The sequence below is a fragment of the Tritonibacter sp. SIMBA_163 genome, assembly GCF_046535935.1.
In the GTDB taxonomy this organism is placed as follows: Bacteria; Pseudomonadota; Alphaproteobacteria; order Rhodobacterales; family Rhodobacteraceae; genus Epibacterium; species Epibacterium scottomollicae.
Window position 1 is genome coordinate 141,587 of sequence record NZ_JAWJBP010000005.1, and the last position, 24,627, is coordinate 166,213.

General features: G+C 62.0%; 23 protein-coding genes. 14 read left to right on the plus strand and 9 right to left on the minus strand.

Annotation, left to right across the window (positions count from 1 at the left end):
• Positions 1–82 precede the first annotated feature (82 nt).
• Positions 83–769: a rhomboid family intramembrane serine protease gene (locus R0J92_RS10925; protein ID WP_411051690.1), complete on the plus strand. Its 687-nt coding sequence runs from the start codon at positions 83–85 to the stop codon at positions 767–769.
• A 63-nt stretch (positions 770–832) separates the two neighbouring features.
• Here R0J92_RS10925 and murJ read toward each other — a convergent pair whose 3' ends face one another.
• From murJ to R0J92_RS10940, 3 genes are all read right to left on the minus strand, one after another.
• Positions 833–2,380, minus strand: a complete 1,548-nt coding sequence (murJ, locus tag R0J92_RS10930; protein WP_411051691.1) for a murein biosynthesis integral membrane protein MurJ — start codon at positions 2,378–2,380, stop codon at positions 833–835.
• Positions 2,377–5,100, minus strand: a complete 2,724-nt coding sequence (locus tag R0J92_RS10935) for a [protein-PII] uridylyltransferase (RefSeq protein ID WP_411051692.1) — start codon at positions 5,098–5,100, stop codon at positions 2,377–2,379. Before R0J92_RS10935 ends, murJ begins: the two co-directional genes overlap by 4 nt.
• Positions 5,101–5,164: 64 nt before the next feature.
• Positions 5,165–6,349 carry a penicillin-binding protein activator gene (locus R0J92_RS10940; protein WP_411051693.1) on the minus strand — a complete coding sequence of 395 codons (1,185 nt, stop codon included), beginning with the start codon at positions 6,347–6,349 and terminating at the stop codon, positions 5,165–5,167.
• Between the two features lie 88 nt (positions 6,350–6,437).
• On the opposite strand from R0J92_RS10940, the gene rsmI reads away from it, so the two are divergent.
• From rsmI to R0J92_RS10960, 4 genes are all read left to right on the plus strand, one after another.
• Positions 6,438–7,295, plus strand: coding sequence for a 16S rRNA (cytidine(1402)-2'-O)-methyltransferase (rsmI, locus tag R0J92_RS10945; protein ID WP_411051694.1), 858 nt, complete (start codon positions 6,438–6,440; stop codon positions 7,293–7,295).
• 4 nt (positions 7,296–7,299) lie between these two features.
• Positions 7,300–7,674 carry a YraN family protein gene (locus tag R0J92_RS10950; RefSeq protein WP_411051695.1) on the plus strand — a complete coding sequence of 125 codons (375 nt, stop codon included), beginning with the start codon at positions 7,300–7,302 and terminating at the stop codon, positions 7,672–7,674.
• A 61-nt stretch (positions 7,675–7,735) separates the two neighbouring features.
• Positions 7,736–8,671 (plus strand): glutathione synthase, encoded by a 936-nt coding sequence (gene gshB / locus R0J92_RS10955; protein WP_106163802.1) that lies wholly within the window; start codon positions 7,736–7,738, stop codon positions 8,669–8,671.
• Positions 8,668–9,555 carry an alpha/beta hydrolase gene (locus R0J92_RS10960; protein ID WP_411051696.1) on the plus strand — a complete coding sequence of 296 codons (888 nt, stop codon included), beginning with the start codon at positions 8,668–8,670 and terminating at the stop codon, positions 9,553–9,555. The genes gshB and R0J92_RS10960 overlap by 4 nt, the downstream gene beginning before the upstream one ends.
• A 7-nt stretch (positions 9,556–9,562) precedes the next feature.
• On the opposite strand, the gene R0J92_RS10965 is transcribed toward R0J92_RS10960, so the two are convergent.
• The 4 genes from R0J92_RS10965 to cobU form a co-directional block, all read right to left on the minus strand.
• Positions 9,563–11,065, minus strand: coding sequence for a YifB family Mg chelatase-like AAA ATPase (locus R0J92_RS10965; RefSeq protein WP_411051697.1), 1,503 nt, complete (start codon positions 11,063–11,065; stop codon positions 9,563–9,565).
• 101 nt (positions 11,066–11,166) lie between these two features.
• Positions 11,167–11,847, minus strand: coding sequence for a glutathione S-transferase (locus R0J92_RS10970; protein WP_411051698.1), 681 nt, complete (start codon positions 11,845–11,847; stop codon positions 11,167–11,169).
• Positions 11,848–11,906: 59 nt separating this feature from the next.
• Complete coding sequence (locus R0J92_RS10975; RefSeq protein ID WP_411051699.1) at positions 11,907–12,488, minus strand: histidine phosphatase family protein; 582 nt, start codon at positions 12,486–12,488, stop codon at positions 11,907–11,909.
• The gene (gene cobU, locus R0J92_RS10980) at positions 12,485–13,051 is read right to left on the minus strand and encodes a bifunctional adenosylcobinamide kinase/adenosylcobinamide-phosphate guanylyltransferase (protein ID WP_411051700.1); all 567 of its coding nucleotides are present in this window, start codon (positions 13,049–13,051) and stop codon (positions 12,485–12,487) included. Before cobU ends, R0J92_RS10975 begins: the two co-directional genes overlap by 4 nt.
• A gap of 138 nt (positions 13,052–13,189) precedes the next feature.
• Between cobU and R0J92_RS10985 the strand changes: the two genes are divergently transcribed.
• The 9 genes from R0J92_RS10985 (at position 13,190) to R0J92_RS11025 (ending at position 23,183) form a co-directional block, all read left to right on the plus strand.
• Positions 13,190–14,068, plus strand: a complete 879-nt coding sequence (locus R0J92_RS10985; protein WP_411051701.1) for an RNA polymerase factor sigma-32 — start codon at positions 13,190–13,192, stop codon at positions 14,066–14,068.
• Between the two features lie 26 nt (positions 14,069–14,094).
• Positions 14,095–14,904, plus strand: a complete 810-nt coding sequence (locus tag R0J92_RS10990) for a ChaN family lipoprotein (RefSeq protein ID WP_411051702.1) — start codon at positions 14,095–14,097, stop codon at positions 14,902–14,904.
• Between the two features lie 90 nt (positions 14,905–14,994).
• A complete protein-coding gene (gene coaBC / locus R0J92_RS10995; protein ID WP_106163927.1) occupies positions 14,995–16,206 on the plus strand; it encodes a bifunctional phosphopantothenoylcysteine decarboxylase/phosphopantothenate--cysteine ligase CoaBC in 1,212 nt (403 codons plus the stop codon).
• Positions 16,207–16,515: 309 nt separating this feature from the next.
• Positions 16,516–16,890, plus strand: a complete 375-nt coding sequence (locus R0J92_RS11000) for a hypothetical protein (protein ID WP_411051703.1) — start codon at positions 16,516–16,518, stop codon at positions 16,888–16,890.
• A 785-nt stretch (positions 16,891–17,675) separates the two neighbouring features.
• A complete protein-coding gene (gene dut, locus R0J92_RS11005) occupies positions 17,676–18,164 on the plus strand; it encodes a dUTP diphosphatase (RefSeq protein ID WP_411051704.1) in 489 nt (162 codons plus the stop codon).
• Positions 18,161–19,240, plus strand: coding sequence for a HesA/MoeB/ThiF family protein (locus R0J92_RS11010; RefSeq protein WP_411051705.1), 1,080 nt, complete (start codon positions 18,161–18,163; stop codon positions 19,238–19,240). Before dut ends, R0J92_RS11010 begins: the two co-directional genes overlap by 4 nt.
• A 2-nt stretch (positions 19,241–19,242) precedes the next feature.
• Positions 19,243–20,034 carry a transporter substrate-binding domain-containing protein gene (locus R0J92_RS11015; RefSeq protein ID WP_411051706.1) on the plus strand — a complete coding sequence of 264 codons (792 nt, stop codon included), beginning with the start codon at positions 19,243–19,245 and terminating at the stop codon, positions 20,032–20,034.
• A 74-nt stretch (positions 20,035–20,108) separates the two neighbouring features.
• Positions 20,109–20,915 (plus strand): amino acid ABC transporter permease, encoded by an 807-nt coding sequence (locus R0J92_RS11020; protein ID WP_317385448.1) that lies wholly within the window; start codon positions 20,109–20,111, stop codon positions 20,913–20,915.
• 252 nt (positions 20,916–21,167) lie between these two features.
• The gene (locus tag R0J92_RS11025) at positions 21,168–23,183 is read left to right on the plus strand and encodes a M3 family metallopeptidase (RefSeq protein ID WP_411051707.1); all 2,016 of its coding nucleotides are present in this window, start codon (positions 21,168–21,170) and stop codon (positions 23,181–23,183) included.
• Positions 23,184–23,271: 88 nt separating this feature from the next.
• Here the strand turns inward: R0J92_RS11025 and R0J92_RS11030 are convergent, their stop codons facing one another.
• Positions 23,272–24,198 carry a 2-hydroxyacid dehydrogenase gene (locus R0J92_RS11030; protein WP_411051708.1) on the minus strand — a complete coding sequence of 309 codons (927 nt, stop codon included), beginning with the start codon at positions 24,196–24,198 and terminating at the stop codon, positions 23,272–23,274.
• Positions 24,195–24,605, minus strand: coding sequence for a VOC family protein (locus R0J92_RS11035; RefSeq protein WP_106163787.1), 411 nt, complete (start codon positions 24,603–24,605; stop codon positions 24,195–24,197). Before R0J92_RS11035 ends, R0J92_RS11030 begins: the two co-directional genes overlap by 4 nt.
• Positions 24,606–24,627 lie beyond the last annotated feature (22 nt).

Genomic DNA, 24,627 nt, shown 5'->3' on the forward strand with positions numbered 1-24,627 from the left:
GTCGCTTACCCATGGCGCAGAGTATCGTCAACAGGCGTAGCCCGGCATAGAGCGGGGTAGAGGCGCCGGAGAGCAGGACAACATGCAAGATCAGAACCAATCCCCGTTCAATGCATTGCCGCCGGTGGTGGTGGCGCTCGTGCTTGTGATCCTCGGGATCGAGGTGGTGTTTTCGCTTGGCGCGCGCGGTTTGATCGGCGGGCCGGAGGCTGTTGGCTGGCGTCTCAGTGCGCTTCAGGAATACAGCTTTGGAGCGGAATATTTCTGGTGGATGTGGGACAGCGGAACCTGGCCCTTTGATCTGCTAAAGCGCTTTGTGACCTACGCTTTTGTGCATGGGGCCTTTACCCAGACGATCTTTGTCTGCGTCTTCCTGCTGGCCATGGGCAAGATGGTGGGCGAGGCTATGGGAGAGATCGCCGTGGTGCTGATCTTCCTCGGCTCTGCGATCGGTGGTGCGCTGGCCTATGCGGTGTTTGTCGATGGTCAGGTCGCGCTGATCGGCGGCTTTCCAGCGGTCTACGGGCTGATTGGTGGCTTTACCCATCTGTTGTGGCTGTCGCTCGCGACCGTGGGGGCACAGCAGTACCGGGCCTTTTCCCTGATCGCCTTCCTGATGGGTATCCAACTGCTGTTCGGGCTGATCTTTGGTGGCAGCCCGGAATGGGTGGCCGATCTGGCGGGGTTTGTCACCGGGTTCACGATGTCGTTTTTCCTGGTGCCCGGCGGGTGGGCACGGATCCTGCAGAAATTGCGTCAGCAGCGCTGAGCAGCTGTGCCGGAGTGGGAGGTTGCGCTTGCAAAGATGCAACCTCCCTGACGGGCGCAATGACTATGCCCTGCCGCGACGTAGTGCGGATTTGAAATCCGACAGGCGCAGTGCGCCGATGATCTGGCCAATCCCAAAGTAGGTCACGGCCCCGGTCACGATCAGGGCAAGCAGCGCAAGGTAGCGCCAGTATCCCATCGCAAGCGCAGGGGCGAGCGCGTTGGCGGCGAGGATCAGCACCAGCCCCATCGCCACAGAGGCAAGGAAGATACGCAGGCTGCGGCGTTTGAACCGGGTGTCGAATTGCGCGGCGTCCCCCATGCTCCGTGCCCCAAGCCACAGTTGGAGAACCATGATCCAGCCGGCAACGGTCGCGGCCACAGCCGGTGACAGCCAGCCAAACAATGGCTGCAGCCCAAGCGCCAGCGCCGCATTCACCACCATCGCCATCAGCGCGTAACGGAATGGGCTACGGGTGTCTTCGCGCGCGAAATACAGCGGCTGCAACACCTTCTGCAGCACAAAAGCAGGCAGACCGACGCCATAGACCGCAACCGCAAGTGCAATGGCCGCCACGTCGTCCGGCCCGGTTGCGCCGCGTTCATAAAGGACGGAGACCAGCGGCAGCGGTATGGCGATAAAGGCCACCGCGGAGGGGACTGTCAGCAGCAGAGAGAACTCTCCCGCGCGGGACAGGGCGTCCTGTGCGCCGCGATCATCTCCCGCGCGCAGGCGGCGGGCCAGGTCGGGCAGCAGCACAATGCCGACGGCAATGCCGACCACACCGAGCGGCAGTTGATACAGGCGGTCCGCAAGCGACAGCCAGGATACCGCGCTATCGTATCCGGAGGCCACGATCTGCCCGACCACCAGATTGACCTGGGTGACCCCCATGGCCAGCGCGGCGGGAAGGGCGACCTTCACCAGTTGTTTCATGTCCGGCGTCAGTCGGGGCAGGCCGGGGCGCAGCGTGATCCCGGCGCGACCGGCTGCGATCCAGACCAGCGCCAGCTGCGCCACACCGGCCAGCGGTATGACCCAGATCAGCCAGTCCACCACGTCCTGCCCCAGCACCGCACCTGCGATCATCGCGGCACAGGTGAAGATGTTCAGCAGCACAGGCGCCGCCGCTGCCGCCGCAAAGCGGCCCGTTGCATTCAGTACGCCAGAGAATAGCGCCGCCAGCGACATGCACAGGATGTAGGGAAAGACCACACGGCCAAATCCAACCGCAAGGTCAAAGCGCGCGTCGCCGACAAAACCGCCCGCAGTGGCCCAGACCAGTGCAGGCATGAACACCATGCCGAGGCCGGTCAGACCCAGAACCGCAACCGCCAACAGGTTGAAGGCCTCCTGCGCAAACCCCTGCGGGTTATCTTCGGCCTCCCAACGTTTGGCAAACATCGGCACGAAGGCAGCGTTGAAGGCGCCTTCGGCAAAGAAGCGGCGGAACATGTTGGGCAGCCGGAATGCGGCATAGAACGCATCCCCAACCGGACCCGGCCCGATATAGGCGGCGATCAGGATCTCGCGGACGAATCCCAGAATGCGACTGGCCAAAGTCCAGAACCCGACTGTCATGAAGCCGGACAGCAATTTGATCGGCTTCATGTGTCGGCCCGCTTTGCACCGTCGATGATGGCCTGGCGGATTTTCTTCTCCAGCGACTGCTGCTTGGTAGCAGAGTGATATTTCAACCCGAACATGTCCTTCACGTAGAAGCTATCCACCACCTGTTCACCGTATGTCGCGATGACCGCATTGGCGATATAGACGTTGGCGCTCGCCAGGGCGCGGGCCAGATCATAAAGCAGGCCGGGGCGGTCGCGGGTGTCCACCTCGATGATGGTGTAGATTTCGGAGCCGTCATTGTCGAAGGTGATATGGGTCGGCACTCGAAACGCACGCTCGCGTTTCTTGATCTTGTCGCGTGACTTCAGGGCCTCGCGCGCGATCACCTCGCCATGCAGGGTCTTTTCGATCATGCTCCGCAGGCGCGGCAGGCGAGAGGCCTCGAACGGGTGGCCATCGTCGTCCTGAACCCAGAACGCGTCGGTGACAAACCCGTCCTTGGTGGTGTAACTGCGCGCATCGACCACATTGGCCCCCACCAGCGCCAGCGCCCCGGCGATACGGGCAAAGATGCCTGGATGGTCCGGCATCACGAAACAGGCGCGGGTGGCGTCGCGGTCCTCGTCAGGGTGCAGCCGCACAAGCATGGCTGATGGGTCATCCAGCACGTCGATCTCGCGCAGCATCTCGGCAAAATCCACATGTGCGGTGACATGCAGCCCCTGCCAGTAGGGCGGATAGTGGCGTGCGGTTTCGCGTTTGACGGCGGATTTTCCCCAGTCGGGCAGGGCCTTGCGCAGGCGCTTTTTGGCCTCGGTACCGCGATGTTCGCGGTTGAAGGCCTCCAGCCCGTTTTCCATTGCATCCCGGGTCTGGTTGTAAAGCGCGCGCAGCAGTACTGCTTTCCAGTTGTTCCAGGTGCCCGGACCCACGCCGCGAATATCGCAGACCGTCAGCAGCAGCAGCAGATCAAGCCGCTTCACGGTTTGTACGGCCTTGGCAAAGTCGCGCACGGTGCGCGGGTCCGCGATATCGCGTTTCTGCGCCATGTCCGACATCAGAAGGTGATAACGCACCAGCCACTCAACCGTCTCGGATTCAGACTTGCTGAGGCCAAGGCGGGGCGCCACCTTGCGGGCGATTTGCGCGCCGAGGATGGAGTGATCCTGTTGCCGTCCCTTGCCGATGTCATGCAGCAGCATCGCGATAATCAGGACCTTGCGGTTCACTCCCTTCTTGATGAGGGAGGAGGACAGGGGCAGCTCATCTTCCAGCTCGCCGCGCTCAATGGCGGAGAAGTTGGAGATCACCTGAATGGTGTGCTCGTCCACCGTGTAGGAATGATACATGTTGAACTGCATCATCGCCACGATCGGCTCAAATTCGGGGATGAAGGCCGACAATACGCCCAGCTCGTTCATCCGTCGCAGCACGCGTTCCGGATTGCCGTGCTTGAGCAGTAGGTCCAGGAAAATCCGCTGCGCATCCGGGGTGTTGCGCATCTCGTCGTCGATCAGGTCGAGATTGCCACGCACCAGCCGCATACTGTCCGGATGGAGCAGCAGGCCCGTGCGCAGGGCCTCTTCGAACATGCGCAGAAGGTTCAGCTTGTTGCTCAGGAACGTCTCTGGCTCTGCGATTTCCAGGCGGTTGTGGGTGATCTTGTAGCCGGGCTTGATACGCGGTTTGCGCCGAAAAATGCGCTCCAGCAGTGGCTCGCTCTTGAGCTGGCTGTCTTCGAGTTTGGACAAGAGAATGCGGGTCACATCGCCGACCTGCGTGGCGTGACGGAAATAGTCTTGCATGAAGACTTCAACCGCGCGACGTCCCGAGGTGTCCTGGTAGCCCATGCGTTCCGCAATCTGCACCTGCACGTCGAACGTCAGCTTTTCGGTGGCGCGGCCTGCACTCAGGTGCAGATGCGCGCGCACCGCCCAGAGGAAATTTTCGGCCTTGGCGAAGAAATCGAACTCATCCGGGCGGAACAGGCCCAGTGGCACCAGTTCGGCCACATCCTGCACCTTGTAGAGATATTTGGCGATCCAGAACAGTGATTGAAGGTCGCGCAGGCCGCCTTTGCCCTCTTTGACATTGGGCTCCACCATGTAGCGCTCGCCCTGCTTCAGGTGGCGGGCGTCGCGTTCAGCCAGCTTGGCATCGATGAATTCGGCGGCGTCCTTGGCAAATAGATCCTTGGCCAGGCGGTCTTCGAGCTCTGTTGCGAGGGGGCCATGCCCTGCCAGAAACCGATGCTCCAGCATGGCCGTGCGGATGGTGAAATCCTCAGAGCCAAGGCGGATGCAGTCTTTGATGGTGCGGCTGGAATGTCCGACCTTCAGGCGCAGATCCCACAGGATGTAGAGCATGGATTCAATCACGCTCTCCGCCCAGGCGGTGATCTTGTAGGGGGTCAGGAACAGCAGATCGACATCGGAGAAGGGCGCCATCTCACCGCGGCCATAGCCCCCGACCGCAAAGACGGCGATCCGCTCGCCGGTGGTGGGCGTGGCAATCGGGTGCAGCACATCGTTGGCCGCCATCAGCGCCGTGGTTACAAGCCCGTCGGTCAGATAGGTGTAGGAGCGTGCCAGCTCGCGCGCGGCGAACGGCTGCAGCTCAAAAGCATCGGCAATGGCGCTGCGGCCGGCCTTGTTGGCCTCGCGCAGCAGTGCCACGACGGCGGCGCGAAACTCCGCCCCCTGAAGATCCTGAGAGAGCTCCATGACCCGGAACCGGATGGCATCAGTGTCAAAAATCATGCTGGGGTCGCAGATGAGCGACCCCAGAGGTTCGGGATGGGTTTTTGCGTGAGCGTCTGCCGGTTCAGGAACCGGCTCCTGGGAAGCTGCGGGGCGCTGGGTCAATGATGACGACTTTCTTGTCCTGAATCGTTGCAATGGCGAGGCCGCGCTCGTTGGTACCATCCGGGCGGAGACGGAAAATACCGCCTGTGCCTTGGAACCCGGCGGGCTGTGTCAGGGCGGCGCCGGTCAGCGCGCCGGAGTTTCCAGCGCTGACCAATGCGCCGATTGCGGCGATGCCATCATAGGCCAGACCACCGATCGGATGCGGCGCGGCGCCATATGTGGATTGGTAACGGGCACGGAAGGCCGCTGATTTCTGCGGGTCAGGCAGCGCGAACCAGCCGTTTTGAACGCCGGGCAGCTCGAGTGTCTGCGCCGGAATATCCCAGCGGGTCAGGCCCATGTATTGTACATCGGTGGTCTTTACCCCGGCTTCGGGCAGAAGCTGTGTCAGAAGCGGCAGCGCACCGGCAGTCGTGGCCGTCATCAACATCACATCCGCATTCGACTGGCGCACGTTCTGACTGATGGTCGGGATCGCATTGATCACGCCCTGCTGCGACAGATCATAGCTGACATTGCCTGCAATGGTCATGCCGCTCTGCACTGCGGCCTGTTGGATCGCGGCACGTCCGGCCTGGCCCGCTGCGTTGTTGCCCGAGACCACAACCATGGTGCTTTTCCCCTGGCGTTTTGCATATTGGGTCAAGCGGCTTGCGGTATTGTCGAACGTGGACCCCATCACAAAGACATTGCCACCAGCAATGGAGGGGTTGTTGGAGAATGCGAGCACGTTCACGCCGCGTTTGGCAGCCGCGATACCGGCAGCATTCGCGGCTTCCGCATAAACCGGGCCAAGAATGATGCGCGCGCCGTCGTTGACCGCCTGTGCGGCGACATTGGCCGCGGTCTGTGGATTGCCAGCGGTGTCATAGACCCGCAAATCCACCTTCACGCCGTTCAGATCAGCAATGGCAAGGCGGGCGGCGTTTTCCAGGCTTTGCGCAAGAACACCGTCACCGTGTTGGGCAGAGCCGCGCGGCACCAGGAGCGCCACCGGTACGGGCTTGGAGGTGTTGATGGTGGGCCCACCTCCGGAAATTGCGCCCGGATCACAGGCAGCCACGAGAGCGGTTGCGGCAACGGCGGTGGCGGTCAGGACAATCTTGCGAGCCCGATTGAAAACAGCAAACATAAAGCGCATAAACTCCCTATTCCGGGCTGCGGCGTTATGCATCGCGCACCCGTATTGGTTCGGAGCAATCATAGACGACCAGAAAAGCGGGTCCAGCGTGAATCACAAGATCGTCAGTTTGTCGCCGGGGTTATACTTCGTCGCGACCCCCATCGGCACCGCCCGAGACATCACCCTGCGTGCGCTGGATGTGTTGGCATCGGCCGACATAATCGCCGCGGAAGATACGCGATCTATGCGTAAGCTGCTGGAGATACACGGGGTTCCATTGGGTGACCGCCCCGTCGTGGCCTACCATGATCACTCCAGCGCAGGCGCGCGGGCGCGATTGCTCGCGGATCTGGCAGCGGGAAAATCGATCGCTTACGCATCGGAAGCGGGCATGCCGATGATCGCTGATCCCGGCTATGATCTCAGCCGGGAAGCCGCACTTGCGGGGCATCTTGTGACGGCTGCGCCGGGCGCCTCTGCGGCCCTTTGTGCGCTGACGCTGGCGGGGCTGCCGACGGATGCGTTCTATTTTTCCGGCTTCCTGCCCAATGCGTCTGGGGCGCGCCGCAAGCGTCTGGAAGAAGTCGCAAATATTCCCGGAACGCTGGTGTTTTACGAATCGCCCAAACGGGTTGCTGCCTCGCTTGCGGATATGGCCGAGGTTCTTGGGGACCGTGAGGCGGCCATGTGTCGTGAGCTGACCAAGAAGTTCGAGGAGGTCCGCCGCGGATCGCTGTCGGAGCTGGCTGCCGGGCTGGCCGAGGCGCCAGTCAAGGGCGAGATAGTGGTCTTGGTGGACCGCCAGCGCGCGGCGGCCAGCAGCGAGGCGGATCTGGAGGCGGACTTGCGCGCGGCGCTTAAAGACAACTCCGTCAAGGATGCCGCCGCGATTGTCTCCGAGGCGCATGGCGAACCCCGGCGCAAGATCTACCAGCAGGCGCTGCAGATCGCGCGCGAGGATTGAGCCGATGGGGCAGGGCGGCAGCGAGCGCGGACGCCGGGCCCATATCGCCGGGGCTGCCGCTGAAGACATCGCGATCCGGGCCTATCTGGACCGGGGCTACACCCTCGCCGAGACGCGCTGGCGTTCTCCTTATGGCGAAATCGACCTGATCCTGCGCAACGGCGCAGAGGTGATTTTTGCCGAGGTGAAATCCAGTGCCACCCGCGATAAGGCTGCCGCGCGGATTACCGCAGGGCAAATGCAACGGGTGATGGCAAGTGCCTCGATCTTTCTGGATGGCGAGCCACAGGGGCAGCTGACTGATGTGCGGCTCGATGTTGTGCTTGTCTGGGGCGTCGGCGAGGTGGAGATCCTCGAAAATGCCTATGGTCACGGTTGAGCCATTGAACATGGCCTTGGCCTACGCCATGTTCCGTCCAACAGAATAAGGGACAGATGCCATGAAAATCGCCTTTCAGATGGACCCGATCATGGGCGTTGATATCAACGCCGACAGCAGTTTTCGCCTCGCCGAAGAGGCGCAGGCCCGTGGGCATGAGCTGTTTTACTACAGTCCTGACCAGCTGGCCTATCAGGAAGGGCGCATTACCGCGCGCGGTCATGACATGGTGGTGCAACGTGTCGCGGGCACCCCGGCGACGCTCGGCGAACTGCGCGAGGTGGATCTGGCTGACTTCGATGTGGTCTGGCTGCGTCAGGACCCGCCGTTTGACATGCATTACATTACCGCGACCCATCTGCTGGACCGGCTGAAGGGTGATGCGCTGGTGGTGAATGACCCGTTCTGGGTGCGCAACTACCCGGAAAAACTACTGGTTCTTGATTTTCCCGACCTGACACCGCCGACGACCATTGCCCGTGATCTGGACACCATCAAGGCGTTCAAGGCCAAGCATGGCGATGTGATCCTGAAGCCGCTTTACGGCAATGGCGGCGCGGGCGTGTTCCGGCTGGACGCCAATGACCGCAACCTGTCTTCCCTGCATGAGCTGTTCACCGGCTTCAGTCGCGAGCCGCTGATCGTGCAAAAATTCCTGCCGGATGTCTCCAATGGCGACAAACGGGTGATCCTCGTCGATGGCGAGCCCGTGGGCGCGATCAACCGAGTGCCAGCGGCCGGCGAGACCCGTTCCAACATGCATGTGGGCGGGCGGCCCGAGAAGGTCGGTCTGACCGAACGCGACCTTGAGATCTGCGCCGCCATCGGGCCACTTCTCAAAGAACGCGGCCAGATCTTTGTCGGCATCGACGTGATTGGGGACTATCTGACCGAAATCAATGTGACCTCGCCCACCGGCATCCAGGAACTGGAGCGGTTTGATGACGTGAATATTGCCGAAAAGGTCTGGGAGGCGATCGAGGGGCGGCTCGGATGAGCTGGCAACTTGCCGTTCTGTTGCGTGGGTTGCGGCATGTGGCGCGCCCACGGCTGCAACACATCAAAGAGCCGATCACAGCGCGGATAGGGTTTGAGCGGCTGGCCCGCGTTGGGTGCCGACCGCCGCCGTACCTCTGTCACGTTCACGACAGCGCAGGTTTCGACCGGATTCACGTCGGGCGGCCCGCGCGTGGCAAAATCATCCTGTTTCTCCACGGTGGCGGCTATATCGCGGGCAGCCCGAACAGCTATGCGGCCATGCTGGGGCGGCTGTCTCTGCTCTCTGGGCTTGAGATCTGCGCCCCGGATTATCGCCTGGCGCCGGAGCATCGGTTTCCAGCCGCCTATGACGATGCCTGTGCGACCTGGGATCACCTTGTCTCGATGGGGTATGCACCTTCGGATATCGTGATCGGCGGCGATTCCGCGGGCGGCGGATTGGCCATTGCGCTTTTGTCGCATCTTTGCCGGGCGGGCACGCCACCTGCGGGCCTCTTCGCGATGTCGCCCTGGTGCGACCTGTCCCTGACGGGCGAGAGCCTGACGCGAAACGCCAATGCGGACCCGTTTCTACCGGCAGAACGCATTCGGGAGCTGGTCGGCTATGTCCTGCCCGAGGGCGAGGATGCTGAAGATCCGCGCCTTTCGCCCTTGTTTGCGGATTTTCCCGACTGCCCGCCGGTCCTGCTGCATTATGGACAGACCGAAATCCTGCTGGACGACTGTCGTCGCATGGCTGCGCGCCTGCGCGCCCATGGGGCGGATGTGACCGAGACGGTGCACCCGAGCGCGCCTCATGTCTGGCATTTGTTTGATGGCTGGATACCCGAGGCGCGTCGCTCTTTATGCGATGTTTCGTATTTCGCGCGGGCTTGTCTCTGAGCGGACCTTATTGGGACATACGGTAGGAAAGCGCCTCTGCGACGTGATCGCGCGCAATGCCTGCATCTCCATCGAGATCGGCAATGGTGCGCGCGACGCGCAGAACACGGTGGTACCCGCGTGCGCTGAGGCCAAAGCAATCCGAAGCCTGCAGCATCAACGCGCGGCCCTCGGTGTCCAGTTCGGCGACATCCTCGAGGACACGCCCCTCTGCATCCGCATTCACCGTCGCACCGTCACATGCCGCGTATCTTTCGGCTTGCACAGCGCGCGCCCTTGCCACCCGTTCGGCAACCGAGGCCGAGCATTCGCCGGGGCGGCTGCGTTCCAGATCCGCGAATGGCACTGGTTCGACGTCAATCCGCAGATCGAAACGATCCATCATTGGTCCTGAGATCCGCCCCATGTAGTCGGCGCCGCAGGCCGGAGCCCGCGAACATGCGCGCGCCGGGTCGCTCATATAGCCGCAGCGGCAGGGATTTGCGGCGGCCACCAGCATGAACCGGCTGGGGTAGCGTATGTGGGCATTGGCACGGGCCACCATGACATCGCCGGTTTCCAGCGGCTGGCGCAGGGTCTCCAGAACCGCGCGGGCAAATTCCGGTAGCTCGTCGAGAAACAGCACCCCGTTGTGCGCCAGGCTGATCTCGCCCGGTTGCGCCCGCCGTCCGCCCCCGACAATTGCGGCCATTGAGGCGGTGTGATGCGGTGCCCGATAGGGGCGGCTGCGGCTGACGCCGCCTGCTTCGATCAGCCCGCAGATCGAATGGATCATGGAGGTTTCCAGCGCCTCCTGCGGTGTCAGGGGCGGAAGGATGGACGACAGGCGCGCCGCCAGCATGGATTTCCCTGCCCCCGGCGGCCCGCTCATCAGGAGATGATGACGACCAGCAGCGGCGATTTCCAATGCCCGCCGCGCCACCTGCTGTCCCTTCACATCACAAAGATCCTTGTCCGATGCGGTTTCGATGACCTCACCTGCGGTGGCAGGCGCAATGACGCCTTTCCCTGTGAAGTGGCGGATCACCTCGGTCAGGGAGGCGGCCCCGATGACCGGCGTCGCCTCGACCCATGCGGCCTCCGCGCTCGATCCCTTTGGGCAGAGCAGGCTGCGGTCCTGTTCTGCGGCCGCAAGGGCCGCAGGCAGGGCGCCGGTGATGGCGACCAATGTGCCGTCGAGAGACAGCTCACCAAGCGACAGTGTCTCCTCCGCAGCCTCCGGCGGCAGGATCTCCAGCGCTGTCAACAACGCCACCGCGATGGGAAGGTCAAAGTGGCTGCCTTCCTTGGGCAGGTCGGCAGGGGAGAGATTTATGGTGATGCGTTTTGAGGGCAGGGCGATCGACATCACCGCCAAGGCCGAGCGGACCCGGTCGCGCGCTTCGCTGACCGCCTTGTCGGGCAGGCCGACGATGGAGAAGGCGGGCAATCCCGGAGATACCGCGCATTGCACCTCCACCGGGCAGGCCTCGACACCCTGAAATGAAACTGTATGTGCGCGTGAAATCATCTCTGTCCCCCGAGGTCCCTCGGTTGAGAGCCTCGAAGGACAGCATTGGGAAACGTGGTTACTGATTGGTTAAATGCGCCGTTAACCGGTCGCGAAATCGCTCATAGCTGCCAGGGCGCGCGCTCAAGATCTTGCAGGTAGGGTTCTGGATCATAGGTGACCGTCTGCGCCGCCGTTTGCCAAGCCAGTACCGCCGGGTCGCGCAGCAGCTCCGTGCAATAGGCGCGGGTTTCGGCTGACACGGGCAGGTCGTAGCCGATGATCCGGGCGGCGACAGGAGTATAGAACACCTCGGCCAGACTGTAGCTCCCGAACAGGGGGCCGGTCGTCTGACCGGAAAGGGTGCGCGCGTGGGCGAACAGGGTTTCGATCCTTGCCAGATCAGCTCTGACGGCATCGGAGGGCTGAAATCCGCGCCAGATATGGCTGAGTTGCATCGGGCAGTCGCCGCGCAGCGCCGCAAACCCGGAGGTCATCTCGGCACAAAGCCACCGCGCGGTGGTACGAAGTGTTGCGTCGGCGGGCCAGAGCCCCGCATCGGGGTGTCGTTCGGCCAGGGTTTCGCCCATGGCCAGGGTCTCCCCCACGACGGTGCCATCGGGCAGTTGTAGCGTGGGCACCAGACGCGCCGGGGCAAGATCGGCAAGGTCTTGTGCCATGGTTCCTGAATAAAGCCCGACCAGCTGCACCTGATGCGGCAGAGAGAACTTTTCGAGCATGAGCCAGCCGCGCAAAGACCAGCTGGAATACATGCGATCACCGATGTAGAGTGTATATGTCATGTCACCGACTATCGGGCGATGAGGCCCATCAGTAAATCTAATGTTTGTGAGGTGAGTAATCACAAAATTTGATTTGTTGCGTCAACCTGCCAGCCTGTTTCCGCGTGGCTGATCTGCGTGAGCGAAAGGTTGTCAATCTTTTGCGAAAACGCTTCTGTTGCAGTGATGCCCGCAGCCCGCTGCAGCTGGCAGAGGATCTGGCCAAAGTGCCCGACAACTACGATGTCTTGTCCGGCGTGTGTCTGTGCCAGGTGGTTGAAACATGCTGTGACACGCTGCATGAGCATATTCCAGCTCTCGCCATTGGGTGCGGCGACATCTCCGGGTTGCTCCCAGAAGGCCCGAATATGGTCGGGCGATTCTGCATCAATGTCGCTCCAGCGGCGCAGTTCCCAGTCCCCAAAATGCATTTCACGCAGGGCCTGCGCGTGGGGCAGGCGACAGCGCTGCCCCTGAATAGCATCGGCAGTTGTCACTGCGCGGTCGAGATCAGAGGAAATCACCACGGCGTCATCCGGCAGGGCCTCGGATAAACGGGCCAGGGCGGCGTTATCAGAGAGATCGGCCGGTAGATTGGACCAGCCAACCATGCTCTTGGCGTGGGTCGGGCCATGCCGCACCATGTGAAATCGGGTGATCATAGCGCCCCCTTCAACACCATGGGCAGGCCTGCCGCGACCATCACCACACAATCCGCCCGGGCTGCGAGCGCGATGTTGAGCCGCCCCTGTGCCTCGCGAAACCGGCGGGCGAGCGCGTTTTCGGGCACGATGCCAAGGCCGGTCTCGTTGGTGACCACGACAATGTCCGCCGCACAGTTGTCGAAACCGGAAAGCAGCGCCTCGGTTTGCTTTTGAAGGTCATGATCTGCCAAAAGATGATTGGTCAGCCACATCGTCGCGCAATCCATCAGCAATACATCTTCGGGTTGAGCTATCGGCAAGACCTTTCGCGCGTCGAAGGGCTCTTCCAAAGTGGTCCAGCCGCCGCCACGCTGCACGAGATGACGCGATACCTTCTTTTGCATTTCTTCATCAAGTATTTGTGAAGTCGCCCAGTATAAGCGGTTTTTCCCAGTGTTGACGCAGGTTTGTTCAGCAAAGGCGGATTTGCCGGATGCTGCGCCGCCGAGAATAACTGTGACTCTGCCCGACAATGTGGATACCCTCAAAGTTGTATGAGTGTTGCGTGGCGCGAGGCGCACTGCAAGCGGCCGTCGAATATGGCCCGATTGGTGATCTGCACCGTTGTTGGATCTCAAACGACAGACATCAAGACTATTTTTGAACCAAAGCCGGCCCTCACACGTTGTTAACGTAGTTCTTAGAACAGGGAGTTTAACATGGCACTGGACGAGAGCACCGAAAACCCCCTTCCAAGGCGGGCAATGAAAGCCGAGCTTCTGGACGCAGAAACGGAGTTGGCTCTGGCCTACGCATGGCGGGACGAACAGGACGTGCAGGCGCTGCATCGACTGATCAACGCCTACATGCGTCTGGCGGTTTCCATGGCGTCGAAGTTCCGCCGATATGGCGCGCCGATGAATGACCTGATCCAGGAGGCCGGACTGGGCCTTATGAAAGCGGCCGAGAAGTTCGATCCGGATCGCGGCGTGCGGTTCTCGACCTATGCGGTCTGGTGGATCAAGGCCTCCATTCAGGACTATGTGATGCGCAACTGGTCTATGGTGCGCACCGGGTCCACGTCTTCGCAGAAATCGCTGTTCTTCAATATGCGCCGCGTGCAGGCGCAGCTGGAGCGAGAGGCGCAGAGCGAAGGTGTCGAACTGGATCGCCACAAGCTGCAGCAGATGATCGCTGAGGAAATTGGCGTGCCATTGCGAGATGTGGAGATGATGGACGGTCGCCTGACCGGCGCGGATTTCTCGTTGAATGCAGTGCAGTCGGCAGATGAGGACGGGCGAGAGTGGATCGACGCGCTGGAAGACGACAGCGAGCAGGCGGCAGAGCGCGTGCAGGCCGACCACGATAATCGTCAATTGCGCGAGTGGTTGATTACCGCATTGAACGGCTTGAACCAGCGCGAGCGTTTCATCATACGCGAGCGGAAACTGCGCGAAGATGGGCGTACGCTGGAAAGCCTGGGCAATGAGCTGGGCTTGTCCAAGGAACGGGTCCGTCAGCTGGAGGCGGCGGCGTTTCAGAAGATGAAAAAGACTCTTGAAGGTCAGTCGCGCGAGGTTCAAAACTTCCTCGCATGAGGATGTGCCATTCGTTTCGCGGAGGAATGCTGCAGGGTCGCTTGGCCATTGCCATCGTTCTTGTTGCTATGTCTGTCCGGGCTGCGACAGCGGCAGATCTTGTGCCGGTCATCGCAGAAGCCGCGCGAGCGGATATCGTCCTGTTGGGTGAGGTGCACGACAACCCCACGCACCACGACAGGCAGGCGCTGCTGATTGCAGGCCTTGCCCCCAGCGCGGTGGTTTGGGAGATGCTGACCGCCGATCAGGCTGACCTACTCGCCAAAGAGGCGTTGCAGACACCAGCCGAGCTGGGCGACTTGCTGCAGTGGGGCGCCTCAGGCTGGCCAGACTTTTCCATGTACCAGCCTATTTTTGAGGCGGCTACGACGGCAGGGCATTGGGGGGCGGCGGTGCCACGTTCCCAGGCGCGGGCCGCGATGACAAAGGGTGCCGCAGTGTACTTTGGTGAGGACGCCGCAGTCTTTGGCTTGTCCACACCCTTGTCCGATGGCGTACAGGGCGCGCGAGAGGCGGAGCAGCAGGCCGCGCATTGTGGGGCCCTACCGGACAATCTGCTACCTGCGATGGTCGCCATCCAGCGACTGCGCGATGCCGCTTTGGCGCGCGCCGCGCTGCACGCATTTGAAGCCGCTGGCGGGCCAGTGGTCGTAGTGACCGGCAATGGCCATGCCCGGCGTGATCGCGGAGTGCCGGTGTACCTGCAGCAGGCGGCGCCGGATTTGGAGATTTTCGCACTTGGTCAGTCGGAAGCCGGGCAGGTGGACGGCGTTTTTGACATGGTTCTGGATGGGCCAGTCGTGGCGCGACCAGACCCCTGTTCTGCGTTCAAGTAGGCGCTGCGACAGGACTGGTCGCAAAAGCGTTTCCCTCAGCTGCGCAGGCGCAGTAGGGTGTCGGGCGAACGCAGCAACCGAGGGCGCATCATGTTGTCAGGTAAACATATTCTGCTGATCATCGGCGGTGGCATTGCCGCATACAAGTCACTGGAGCTCATTCGGCGGCTGCAGGATCAGGGCGCGCGGGTGACCCCGGTTTTGACCCGTGCGGGCGAAGAATTCGTGACGCCCTTGTCGGTGTCTGCCTTGGCGGGGACCGCGGTGCATCGTGATCTGTTTGACCTGACCTCCGAAGCGGAAATGGGCCATATTCAGCTATCGCGCAGTGCGGATCTGCTGGTTGTGGCTCCGGCGACGGCGGATCTGATGGCAAAGATGGCGCAGGGGCACGCCAATGATCTGGCGTCCACCTTGCTGTTGGCGACGGACACCCCGGTGCTGCTGGCGCCTGCGATGAATGTGCGTATGTGGGAGCATCCTGCAACCCGGCGCAACATCGCGCAGTTGCGTGCCGATGGCATCCAGATGGTCGGGCCCAACGAGGGCGGTATGGCCTGCGGTGAGTTCGGTCCCGGACGACTGGCAGAGCCAGAGGAAATCGTTGCGGCGATCGCGGAACGTCTTGCGTCTGGCCCGCTGCGGGGGAAACGGATCATCGTCACCTCTGGACCGACCCATGAGCCCATAGATCCGGTGCGGTATATCGCCAATCGGTCCTCTGGCGCGCAGGGTGCGGCGGTGGCCCGTGCTCTGAGCGCATTGGGAGCCGAGGTGGTCTTCATCACGGGCCCTGCAACGGTGCCCCCGCCGGATGGGGTAGAGGTGGTGCCGGTGCAAACCGCGCGCGAGATGCAAGCCGCCGTAGACGCTGCCTTGCCGGCCGATGCGGGGGTCTTTGCTGCGGCTGTTGCCGATTGGCGCGTGGCCTCCGCGTCTGATCGCAAGCTGAAGAAAACCAAAGATGGCCTGCCAACACTTGAGTTTGCCGAGAACCCGGACATTTTGCGCGAGGTGGCGCGCAGAACGAAGGATCGCCCCGCGCTCGTCGTTGGGTTTGCGGCTGAAACCAATGATGTGGTTGAATATGCGACTGCAAAACGGAGCCGGAAAGGCTGCGATTGGATTGTGGCGAATGACGTATCGCCGGAGACCGGAATCATGGGAGGGCGTGAGAATGCGGTGGTTCTCATATCCGAGAATGGGGCCGAACACTGGCCACGTATGCCCAAGGAACAGGTGGCTGAGCGTTTGGCCGAGGCAATCTCTCAATCCCTTTCCACCTCTGAACCGGGGCGTTGAACCGGAGATTTCCAAGAATAATCAAGTCTCTGACGTTCACATTCCCGTTATGAGAGGCGGAGCGTTAAATATTCAGTTTTTGCTTTTTACGGAAAGTCATTGGCTGGTTAACCACCTGAGATGTATAACAACTACAAGCTGAGCAGTTTTTTCGGTCAGCCGTTGATGTGTTGTTTCCATGCTGCTCGAAGTTGTGCGGCACAGCCTGTGTATGGAGATCAGTTTGGTAAAGAGTGACAAGTTGGGAATTTCGGCGATCATAGCGCTTCGACTGGATCGGCATGCTGTCTGCCTCAGCAGGGTGCAAAGATGACAAGCGCTGAACTGGATATACTGGTTCTGGAGGGCGATAACCTTCTGGGCCAGCTGATGTGCGATATGATCCGCATGTATCGTATTGGTGCGCCACAGCTTTCATCCAGCGAGGTGGATGCGTGCCAGATGATGAAAAATCACCCCTTTGATCTTTGTATTTTCGATATCAACCTGCGCGGCCAGCTCTGTGACCGGGCCGTGGCAGAGGCGAATGCAAGGGCGATCCCGGTGCTTCTGCTGACGGATGGCGACGAGGCGGACCAATTGTCGACCCGTCCGGCGCGCGGATTGGTGGTACGCAAGCCCGCCAGCGAAGAAGACATTCGAGGCGCCGCCGCAAAGCTCTTGCAGTCGGAACCGGTGCGTTGACGCTGCTGGCCATTGCGAATGACCCGTATTCTTGGCCGGGGGTAGGGTCCGCGTTGGTCTAAGCCTTGGCAGAGCATAGAAAATATTGCGCAGGCGTGGTATTCAATCGGCGTGTATCTTCCTTGCTTGGCGGCGGGGAAGGGCGCAACGATGCGGTTTGGACGCATGCTGGCGCTGTACCTATTTGATCTGCCCGCCGTCCTGCGGACCAAGTGGTCCAGGTCGTCTGGCCTGTTGTCGGTTGCGATCCCTATGCTGCGGCTGCCAGAGCATCCCGGTCATGGAGCGACGCAGCGCGTGGGCTGGCGCCCTGAAAATCGCGCCCGCGTCTGTTCAGAATTGCCGTGACGAAACGATCATCGCGATATGCGCGCCCGGCAGATCTGGCCTCGACATCTGATCGTGTCGAATGCGCTGATCGTGTGGGATATGAACAAAGCACGATGATATCCGCAGCATCATGCGGCGGATTGGTAAAGCTGCCCCCATCACAGGGTGTCCGTATCTCACTTTGACTGCATTCAAACATGTCGCGCTCGGGCGCTGTTGAGTGCTCCGGTCGAATGGGCGGGGGAGATGGACGCCAAGACCTCTCCGGCAAGTCTTGCAGATGGCGCGCGCGAGAGCTGCTGTTGGTTGCCGTCACCATTGCGTGAGGCCTCAGGGCTTGGGCTGTGGCGGCTCTACATCTGAGGTGGCAATTCATGCCGCTTCCGGGGCATAACCGGGGCGCCCCCCTGCACATAAAATTCATCGGCAGGACAGACGACAAGAAGGATGGTCTCATGACGCAAGCGCCCTTTGCGGTAGAAGTGAAAATTCTCGACCCGCGCATTCGCGACTGGGGCATGCCCAGCTATCAGACCTCCGGATCGGCGGCGATCGATCTCTTTGCCTGCATTGATGCGCCGATGGAGATCGTGGCGCAGGACGCCGCGGTGCTGATCCCGTCGGGGCTCGCTTTCTACATGGGCGATACCGCCTGCGCGGCGCTTGTGATGCCGCGCTCTGGTCTGGGGCACAAGAAGGGGTTGGTGATGGGCAACACTGTCGGTCTGATCGATGCCGATTACACCGGACAGGTCTTCATCAGCGCCTGGAATCGCAACCCGGTGGGGGCGGAGCCGATCCGGATCGAACCGGGCGAGCGTATCGCTCAGTTGATGTTCGTTCCAGTCTTCAGGGCGGCATTGTCTGAGGTGGAGGCATTTTCCGACGCGACCGAACGCGGCGCGGGTGGGTTTGGCTCCACAGGGACGGGAGGCGCGGCATGATCCTCGTCTTCGGGCTCGCCGGGCTGATCTGGTGGGGCGGTCGCCTGATGGGGTTTGACCGGAATCTGCGCATCCTGCTGCTGGGGCTCTTGTTTGTTGCAGTTCTGACGATCCAGCTGACCTTGCCGGACGGTGCGCCCTTGCGACAGGCCACGGGCGGGACGCCCGGCCTGTGGCTGATCCTCGCGGGCTTCGCCGCGCTGGTGGCACTCTATTCCGCGGCCCTGAAGCGGTTGCGAACGCGTGCGGACGCGGCGGACACGGTGGCGGCGACAGCGGAAACAACCGATGGGTCATTTGGCGAGGTGGAGTTGGACCGCTACGCCCGCCACATCGTTCTGCGCGAGGTGGGTGGCCTTGGCCAGAAACGTCTGAAGGCTGCCAAGGTGCTGGTGATCGGGGCGGGGGGGCTTGGTGCCCCGGCGCTGCAGTATCTGGCAGCCGCAGGTGTTGGCACCATTGGCGTGATCGATGATGACACGGTCGAGAATGCGAACCTGCAACGGCAGGTGATCCACCGCGATCAGGATATCGGTCTGCCCAAGGTGTTCTCTGCCCAAGCCGCAATGGAGGCACAGAACCCGTTCGTCACGATACGTCCCTATCATCGTCGACTGACCGAGGAACTCGCTCCTGATCTCTTTGGCGAATATGATCTGATCCTTGACGGCACCGATAACTTTGCCACCCGCTATCTGGTCAACCGCACCGCTGTGACACAGCAAAAGCCTTTGATCTCGGGGGCCTTGACCCAGTGGGAAGGGCAAATTTCGGTCTTTGATCGGGCCCATGGCGGGCCGTGTTATCAATGCATCTTTCCTGAGGCACCTGCCGAGGGGCTCGCACCGAGCTGTGCCGAAGCAGGCGTGATCGGTCCGTTGCCCGGGGTTGTGGGGGCAATGATGGCCGTGGAGGCCGTGAAACAGATCACCGGCGCCGGAGAGCTCTTGCGCTCACAGATGTTGATCTACGATGGTCTCTATGGTGAAACTCGCCGGATTGCGCTCAAGCCGCGCGCGAACTGTCCCGTTTGCGGACAGACCGACAATAAACCGGCCCCGACAGGAGAAAACTGATCATGACCCGCACCTTTGCCCTGGCCGCAGCGCTGACCGCTGGCTTTGCCGCCAGTGCCCTTGCCGCCGATCTGCCGGATCTTGAGGGGCGCGAAATCTTTGTCGCCTCCGAGAACACCTACCCGCCGCTGCAATTTATCGAACCCGGTACGGGTCAGGCTGTGGGCTGGGAATACGATGCGATCACCGAGATCGCGGAGCGGCTCAACCTGGTTGTGGAGTTTGAGAACACCAGTTGGGATGCGATGATCCCGGCGATCACCGCAGGTCAGTACGATATAGCTATGAATGGCATCACCATTCGGGACGACCGTAAGGAGAAGGTGGATTTCTCCGAAAGCTACCTGACCTCGCAGATGCGCATGATCGTGGCAAGCGAGGAGGATCGGTTCACGGATGCCGCCAGCTTTGCCGCCGATGACGACCTGCTCGCGGCGGCGCAGCCGGGCACCACGCCCTTCTACGTGACTGTCTACGATGTGCTTGACGGGGATGAAGCCAACCCGCGCATCAAGCTGTTCGAGACCTTTGGTGCGTCACTGCAGGCGTTGCGGGCGGGCGACGTGGATCTGGCGCTTTCCGACAGCACCGCGGCCAATGGGGTGGTTGCAGCCTCTGATGGCGCGCTGAAAGTCGTCGGAGATCCCTTGGGGACCGAGGATTTTGGCTTCATTTTCCCAAAGGGCAGCGATCTGGTGGAGCCAGTGAATGCCGCCCTGGCCGAGATGAAGGCCGATGGCACGCTGGATGCGCTCAACAAGAAGTGGTTCCTCGACTACAAGATGGGCCAATAGGCCAAGACACCTCCTATTTCCAATACCACCCCGGCCGCGCCTTCGGCCGGGGTTTGTCGTGACAGGACAAGATAATGAGCGAACGCCGCACGCGTGAAGACAAGGAAGATTTCCCCTGGTGGTTGGTGGCCGTGGGGCTGACAGCACTCTACCTCGGCGTCGAAGTTGCGCGCAGCGAGGTCTATGCGCAGATCCTCAATACGCTCTGGCGCGGGGTTGGTGTGACGGTCTTTGTCACCCTTGTCAGCTTTTTCTCCGCTTCCGCGTTGGGGATGGCGCTCGCACTGGGGGCTGATTCCAGGTGGCTGCTGGTGCGTCAGATCTGCCGGTTTTATGTCGAGGTGGTGCGCGGTATTCCGATCATCGTGCTGTTGCTCTACGTGGCCTTTGTGGTGGCGCCTGCCTTGGTGGATCTGCGCAACTGGCTGGGCGGTTTTCTGGGGCTGGAGGAGATCCGCACCCGGAGCTTTCCTCTGCTATGGCGCGCCATTCTGGCACTGATGATTGCCTATTCCGCTTTCATCGCGGAAGTTTTTCGCGCTGGCCTGCTGTCTGTTCCAGAGGGGCAGAAGGAGGCGGCCCAAGCGCTTGGGCTCTCCGGCTGGCAACGGTTTCGCTTCATCGTGTTTCCGCAGGCCATCCGGACCATCCTGCCGCCGTTGGGCAATGACTTCGTGGCGCTGGTCAAGGATTCCTCGCTGGTCTCGGTGCTGGGCGTGCTGGATATCACCCAGCTGGGCAAGGTGACGGCCGCCAGCAATTTTCGCTATTTCGAGACCTACAACATGGTGGCGCTGGTTTATCTGGCGATGACGATATCGTTGTCGCTTGGGTTACGGGCACTTGAACGGCATCTGCGCAACAAGCAGAACAAAGGCTGATTTTGCTCAGGTGGTGCGATCTGGCGCCCGCCGCGCGCCCGTCAGGGCGCGCGGCCCGGCCCAACGCCGGTCCTTGCATCTCCTGATGCTGGGCGCCGGTGGCGGGAGCGCTCCCGCCCCCGCAGGTGCTCTTGCCCATGGGCAAGCCCCCCTTGGCAGGGTTGGGCCGGGCGCCGGGCCTGACGGCCCGGCGCGGGGACAGATTGCAGCTCCTGAGCGAAGCCGTTAGCGTCAGCGCAAAGGAGATCTCACATGACAAATCCGCTGCTCGCAGACTGGCAGACCCCCTTCGGCATCGCGCCGTTCGACCAGATATCCGATGACGATTTCGCCCCGGCGCTGGAGCAGGCGCTTGCCGCCCATGGCGCGCAGATCGATGCCATCGCACAGAACCCGGACACCCCGACATTTGCCAATGTGGTTGAGGCCCTGGAGACGCCCTGCCTGCCGCTGGAACAGGTTCTTTCGGTATTTTTCTCCGTGGCCGGTGCCGACAGCACCCCGAAACGCGAGGCGTTGCAGCGGGAGTTTTCGCCAAAACTGGCGGCGCATTTCTCCGCAATCACCGCCAACAAGGCGCTTTATGCGCGGGTGAAGGCGGTCTGGGATCAGCGCGAAGAGCTAGATTTGACGCAGGAGCAGGCCCGGGTCCTGATGCTGACCCATCGTGGCTTCCTGCGCGGCGGCGCGGCGCTGGAGGGCGCCGGAGACGCCCGCATGCAGGAGATCAAATCCCGGCTGGCGACCCTCGGCACCAATTTCACCCAGAACCTGCTGGCGGATGAGCGCGACTGGCACATGGAACTCTCGGACGCGGATCTGCAGGGACTGCCGGAGTTCGTCGTCAGGAATGCGCGCGCCGCAGGAGAAGAGAAGGGCGCGGATGGTCCCGTGGTGACACTGGCGCGCTCCATCGTCACACCGTTCCTGCAGTTCTCGCCCCGGCGCGATCTGCGCGAAAAGGCGTTTCGCGCCTGGGCCGCACGCGGGGCTAATGGTGGTGAGCATGACAACCGCGCCATTGCCGCTGAGATCCTGTCGCTGCGCGAGGAGCGCGCCAAGCTTCTGGGCTATAAAAACTTCGCGGCCTACAAGCTGGAAACCGAGATGGCCAAGACGCCGGAGGCGGTGCGGGGCCTGTTGATGGACGTTTGGGCGCCCGCCAAGGCGCAGGCCGACAAGGATGCCGAGCTGCTGACGGGCATGATGCACGAGGATGGCATCAATGGTGATCTTGCGCCCTGGGACTGGCATTACTACGCCGAAAAACGCCGCAAGATGGAACATGACCTCGACGAGGCGGAGCTGAAACCCTATCTGCAACTCGACCGGATGATCGAGGCGGCCTTTGCCTGCGCCAACCGCCTGTTCGGGCTGAACTTCGCGCCGCTCGATGTGCCGCTCTACCACGAGGATTGCCGCGCCTGGGAGGTGACCCGGGACGGCAAGCATCTGGCGGTCTTCATCGGCGATTACTTTGCGCGTGGCTCCAAACGCTCCGGTGCCTGGTGTTCCGCAATGCGGGCGCAGGCGAAATTCCCCGAGGCGCAGACCCCGATCGTGGTCAATGTCTGCAACTTCGCCAAGGGCGATCCGGCGCTGTTGTCCTACGATGATGCGCGCACGCTGTTTCACGAGTTTGGCCACGCGCTGCACCAGATCCTGTCAAATGTGACCTATGAAAGCGTGTCGGGCACCTCGGTGGCGCGGGACTTTGTCGAACTGCCGAGCCAGCTTTATGAGCATTGGTTGGAGGTGCCCGAGGTGCTGCAGGAATTTGCCACCCATGCCGAGACCGGTGCAGCGATGCCCAAGGCGATGCTGGACAAGGTGCTGGGCGCGGCGACCTTCAATATGGGGTTCCAGACTGTGGAATATGTCGCCTCGGCGCTGGTGGATCTGGAGTTTCACGACGGGGCAGCCCCGGCGGATCCGATGGCCAAACAGGCGGAGGTTCTGGAGCGGATCGGCATGCCCGGTGCCATCGTCATGCGCCATGCCACGCCGCAGTTTGCGCATGTGTTCTCTGGTGACGGCTATTCCTCGGGCTATTACAGCTACATGTGGTCAGAGGTGATGGACGCCGATGCCTTTGCCGCCTTTGAGGAGGCAGGCGGCGCGTTTGATCCCGAGCGCGCCGAGGCGCTGGAGACGCATATCCTGTCCAAGGGTGGCTCACAGGATGCGGCCGCGCTTTATACCGCCTTCAGGGGCCGGTTGCCGGGTGTTGAGGCGCTGCTGAAGGGCCGCGGGCTGGCGGCAGAATAGGCGCCCCTGTCGGGGCGCGGCCTCCGGCGGGAGGTATTTATGAAAAGATGAAGAGAAGGAGCGCCGTCGTGCGCCCCTTTTTTATGGTTTAATAACCGCGGTCGCGATCAACCACGTAGAGAAAGGCCTCGCCTGCTTCGCCCCGGCGCATGTTCTCGGCAATCACGCGGGAGGCGGTGAGGGGGCGGGTTTCCGCCGCGATATGCGGCGTCACGGTGACGCGGGGATGGGCCCAGTAAGGGTGATCTTCGGGAAGCGGCTCCACCCGGAACACATCGAGCGTGGCATGGTCCACCGGACCATTGTCCAGTGCGGTCAGCAGGGCGGCATCGTCGATCAGCGGGCCTCGCCCCGGGTTGATGATCCGAGCCCCTTGCGGCAACCAGCCGAGGCTGTTGCTGTCGAGAATGTTCGCGGTCTGCGGTGTGTCCGGCAGGAGCAGTACCACGATTTGCGCCGAAGCCAGCGCGTCCCGAAGCCCGTTGGTGCCGTGATGGCAGCTGAGGCCGGGCAGATCCTTGGCCGTGCGCGACCAGCCGGACACCGGGAAGCCCAGCCGGGTCAGGGCGGTGGCGCAGGCCTGACCCAATTCACCCAGACCGAGGATGGTGACCGGGCGTTCTTCTGCCAGCGGCGGCACATAGGGCAGCCAGCGATCCTGCAACGCCACGGAACGGTCAATCTCCAGGTGATAGCGCAACACATGGCCGGTGACCCATTCGACCATGGACTGGGTCAGGCCCGGGTCCACCATGCGACACAGCGGCTGGGTCAGGGTCGTGTTGCCGGTGACCTTTTCCACCCCGGCCCAGAGGTTCAGCACCGCCTTGCAGCGCGTGTAAGGGCGGAAATCCTGCAGATCGGAATGGGGCGCATAGATGATGTAGTCGACCTCCTCCGGCGCGAAATCCTGGCGCAGATCGACCTCCAGCCCGGCGCCCTCGAAAGCGGCCTTGAGCGGGGAGACATAGGTGTCCCAGCGGTCCGGTCCGGCGGCGAACAGGGCGTTGATCATGTGGCAAAGACCCCGTCCATATCGGCAAAGCCCTTGACCTCGATCGGGTTACCGGCCGGGTCGTAGAAGAACATGGTGCTCTGTTCGCCGGGCTCTCCCTTGAACCGTGTAGTGGGCGGGATCTCGAATTCGACACCTGCCTCATGCAGGCGCTCGGCCAGACGTTCCCACTGGTCCTGCGGCAGGATCACGCCAAGGTGCGGCATCGGCACGAGATGCTCTCCCACCCGGCCTGTCTTGGCGGTGGCGAAGGGCGTGCCCTTATGCAGCGAGATCTGGTGCCCGAAGAAATTGAAGTCTGCCCAGCTGTCGGTGCTGCGCCCGGCTCGGCATCCCAGCGTTTCGGAGTAGAAGGTGCTGGCGGCGTCCAGGTCGTCGACGTGATAGGCGAGGTGAAAGATGCTCATGTGCAGGCTCCTGAGGCAGAAT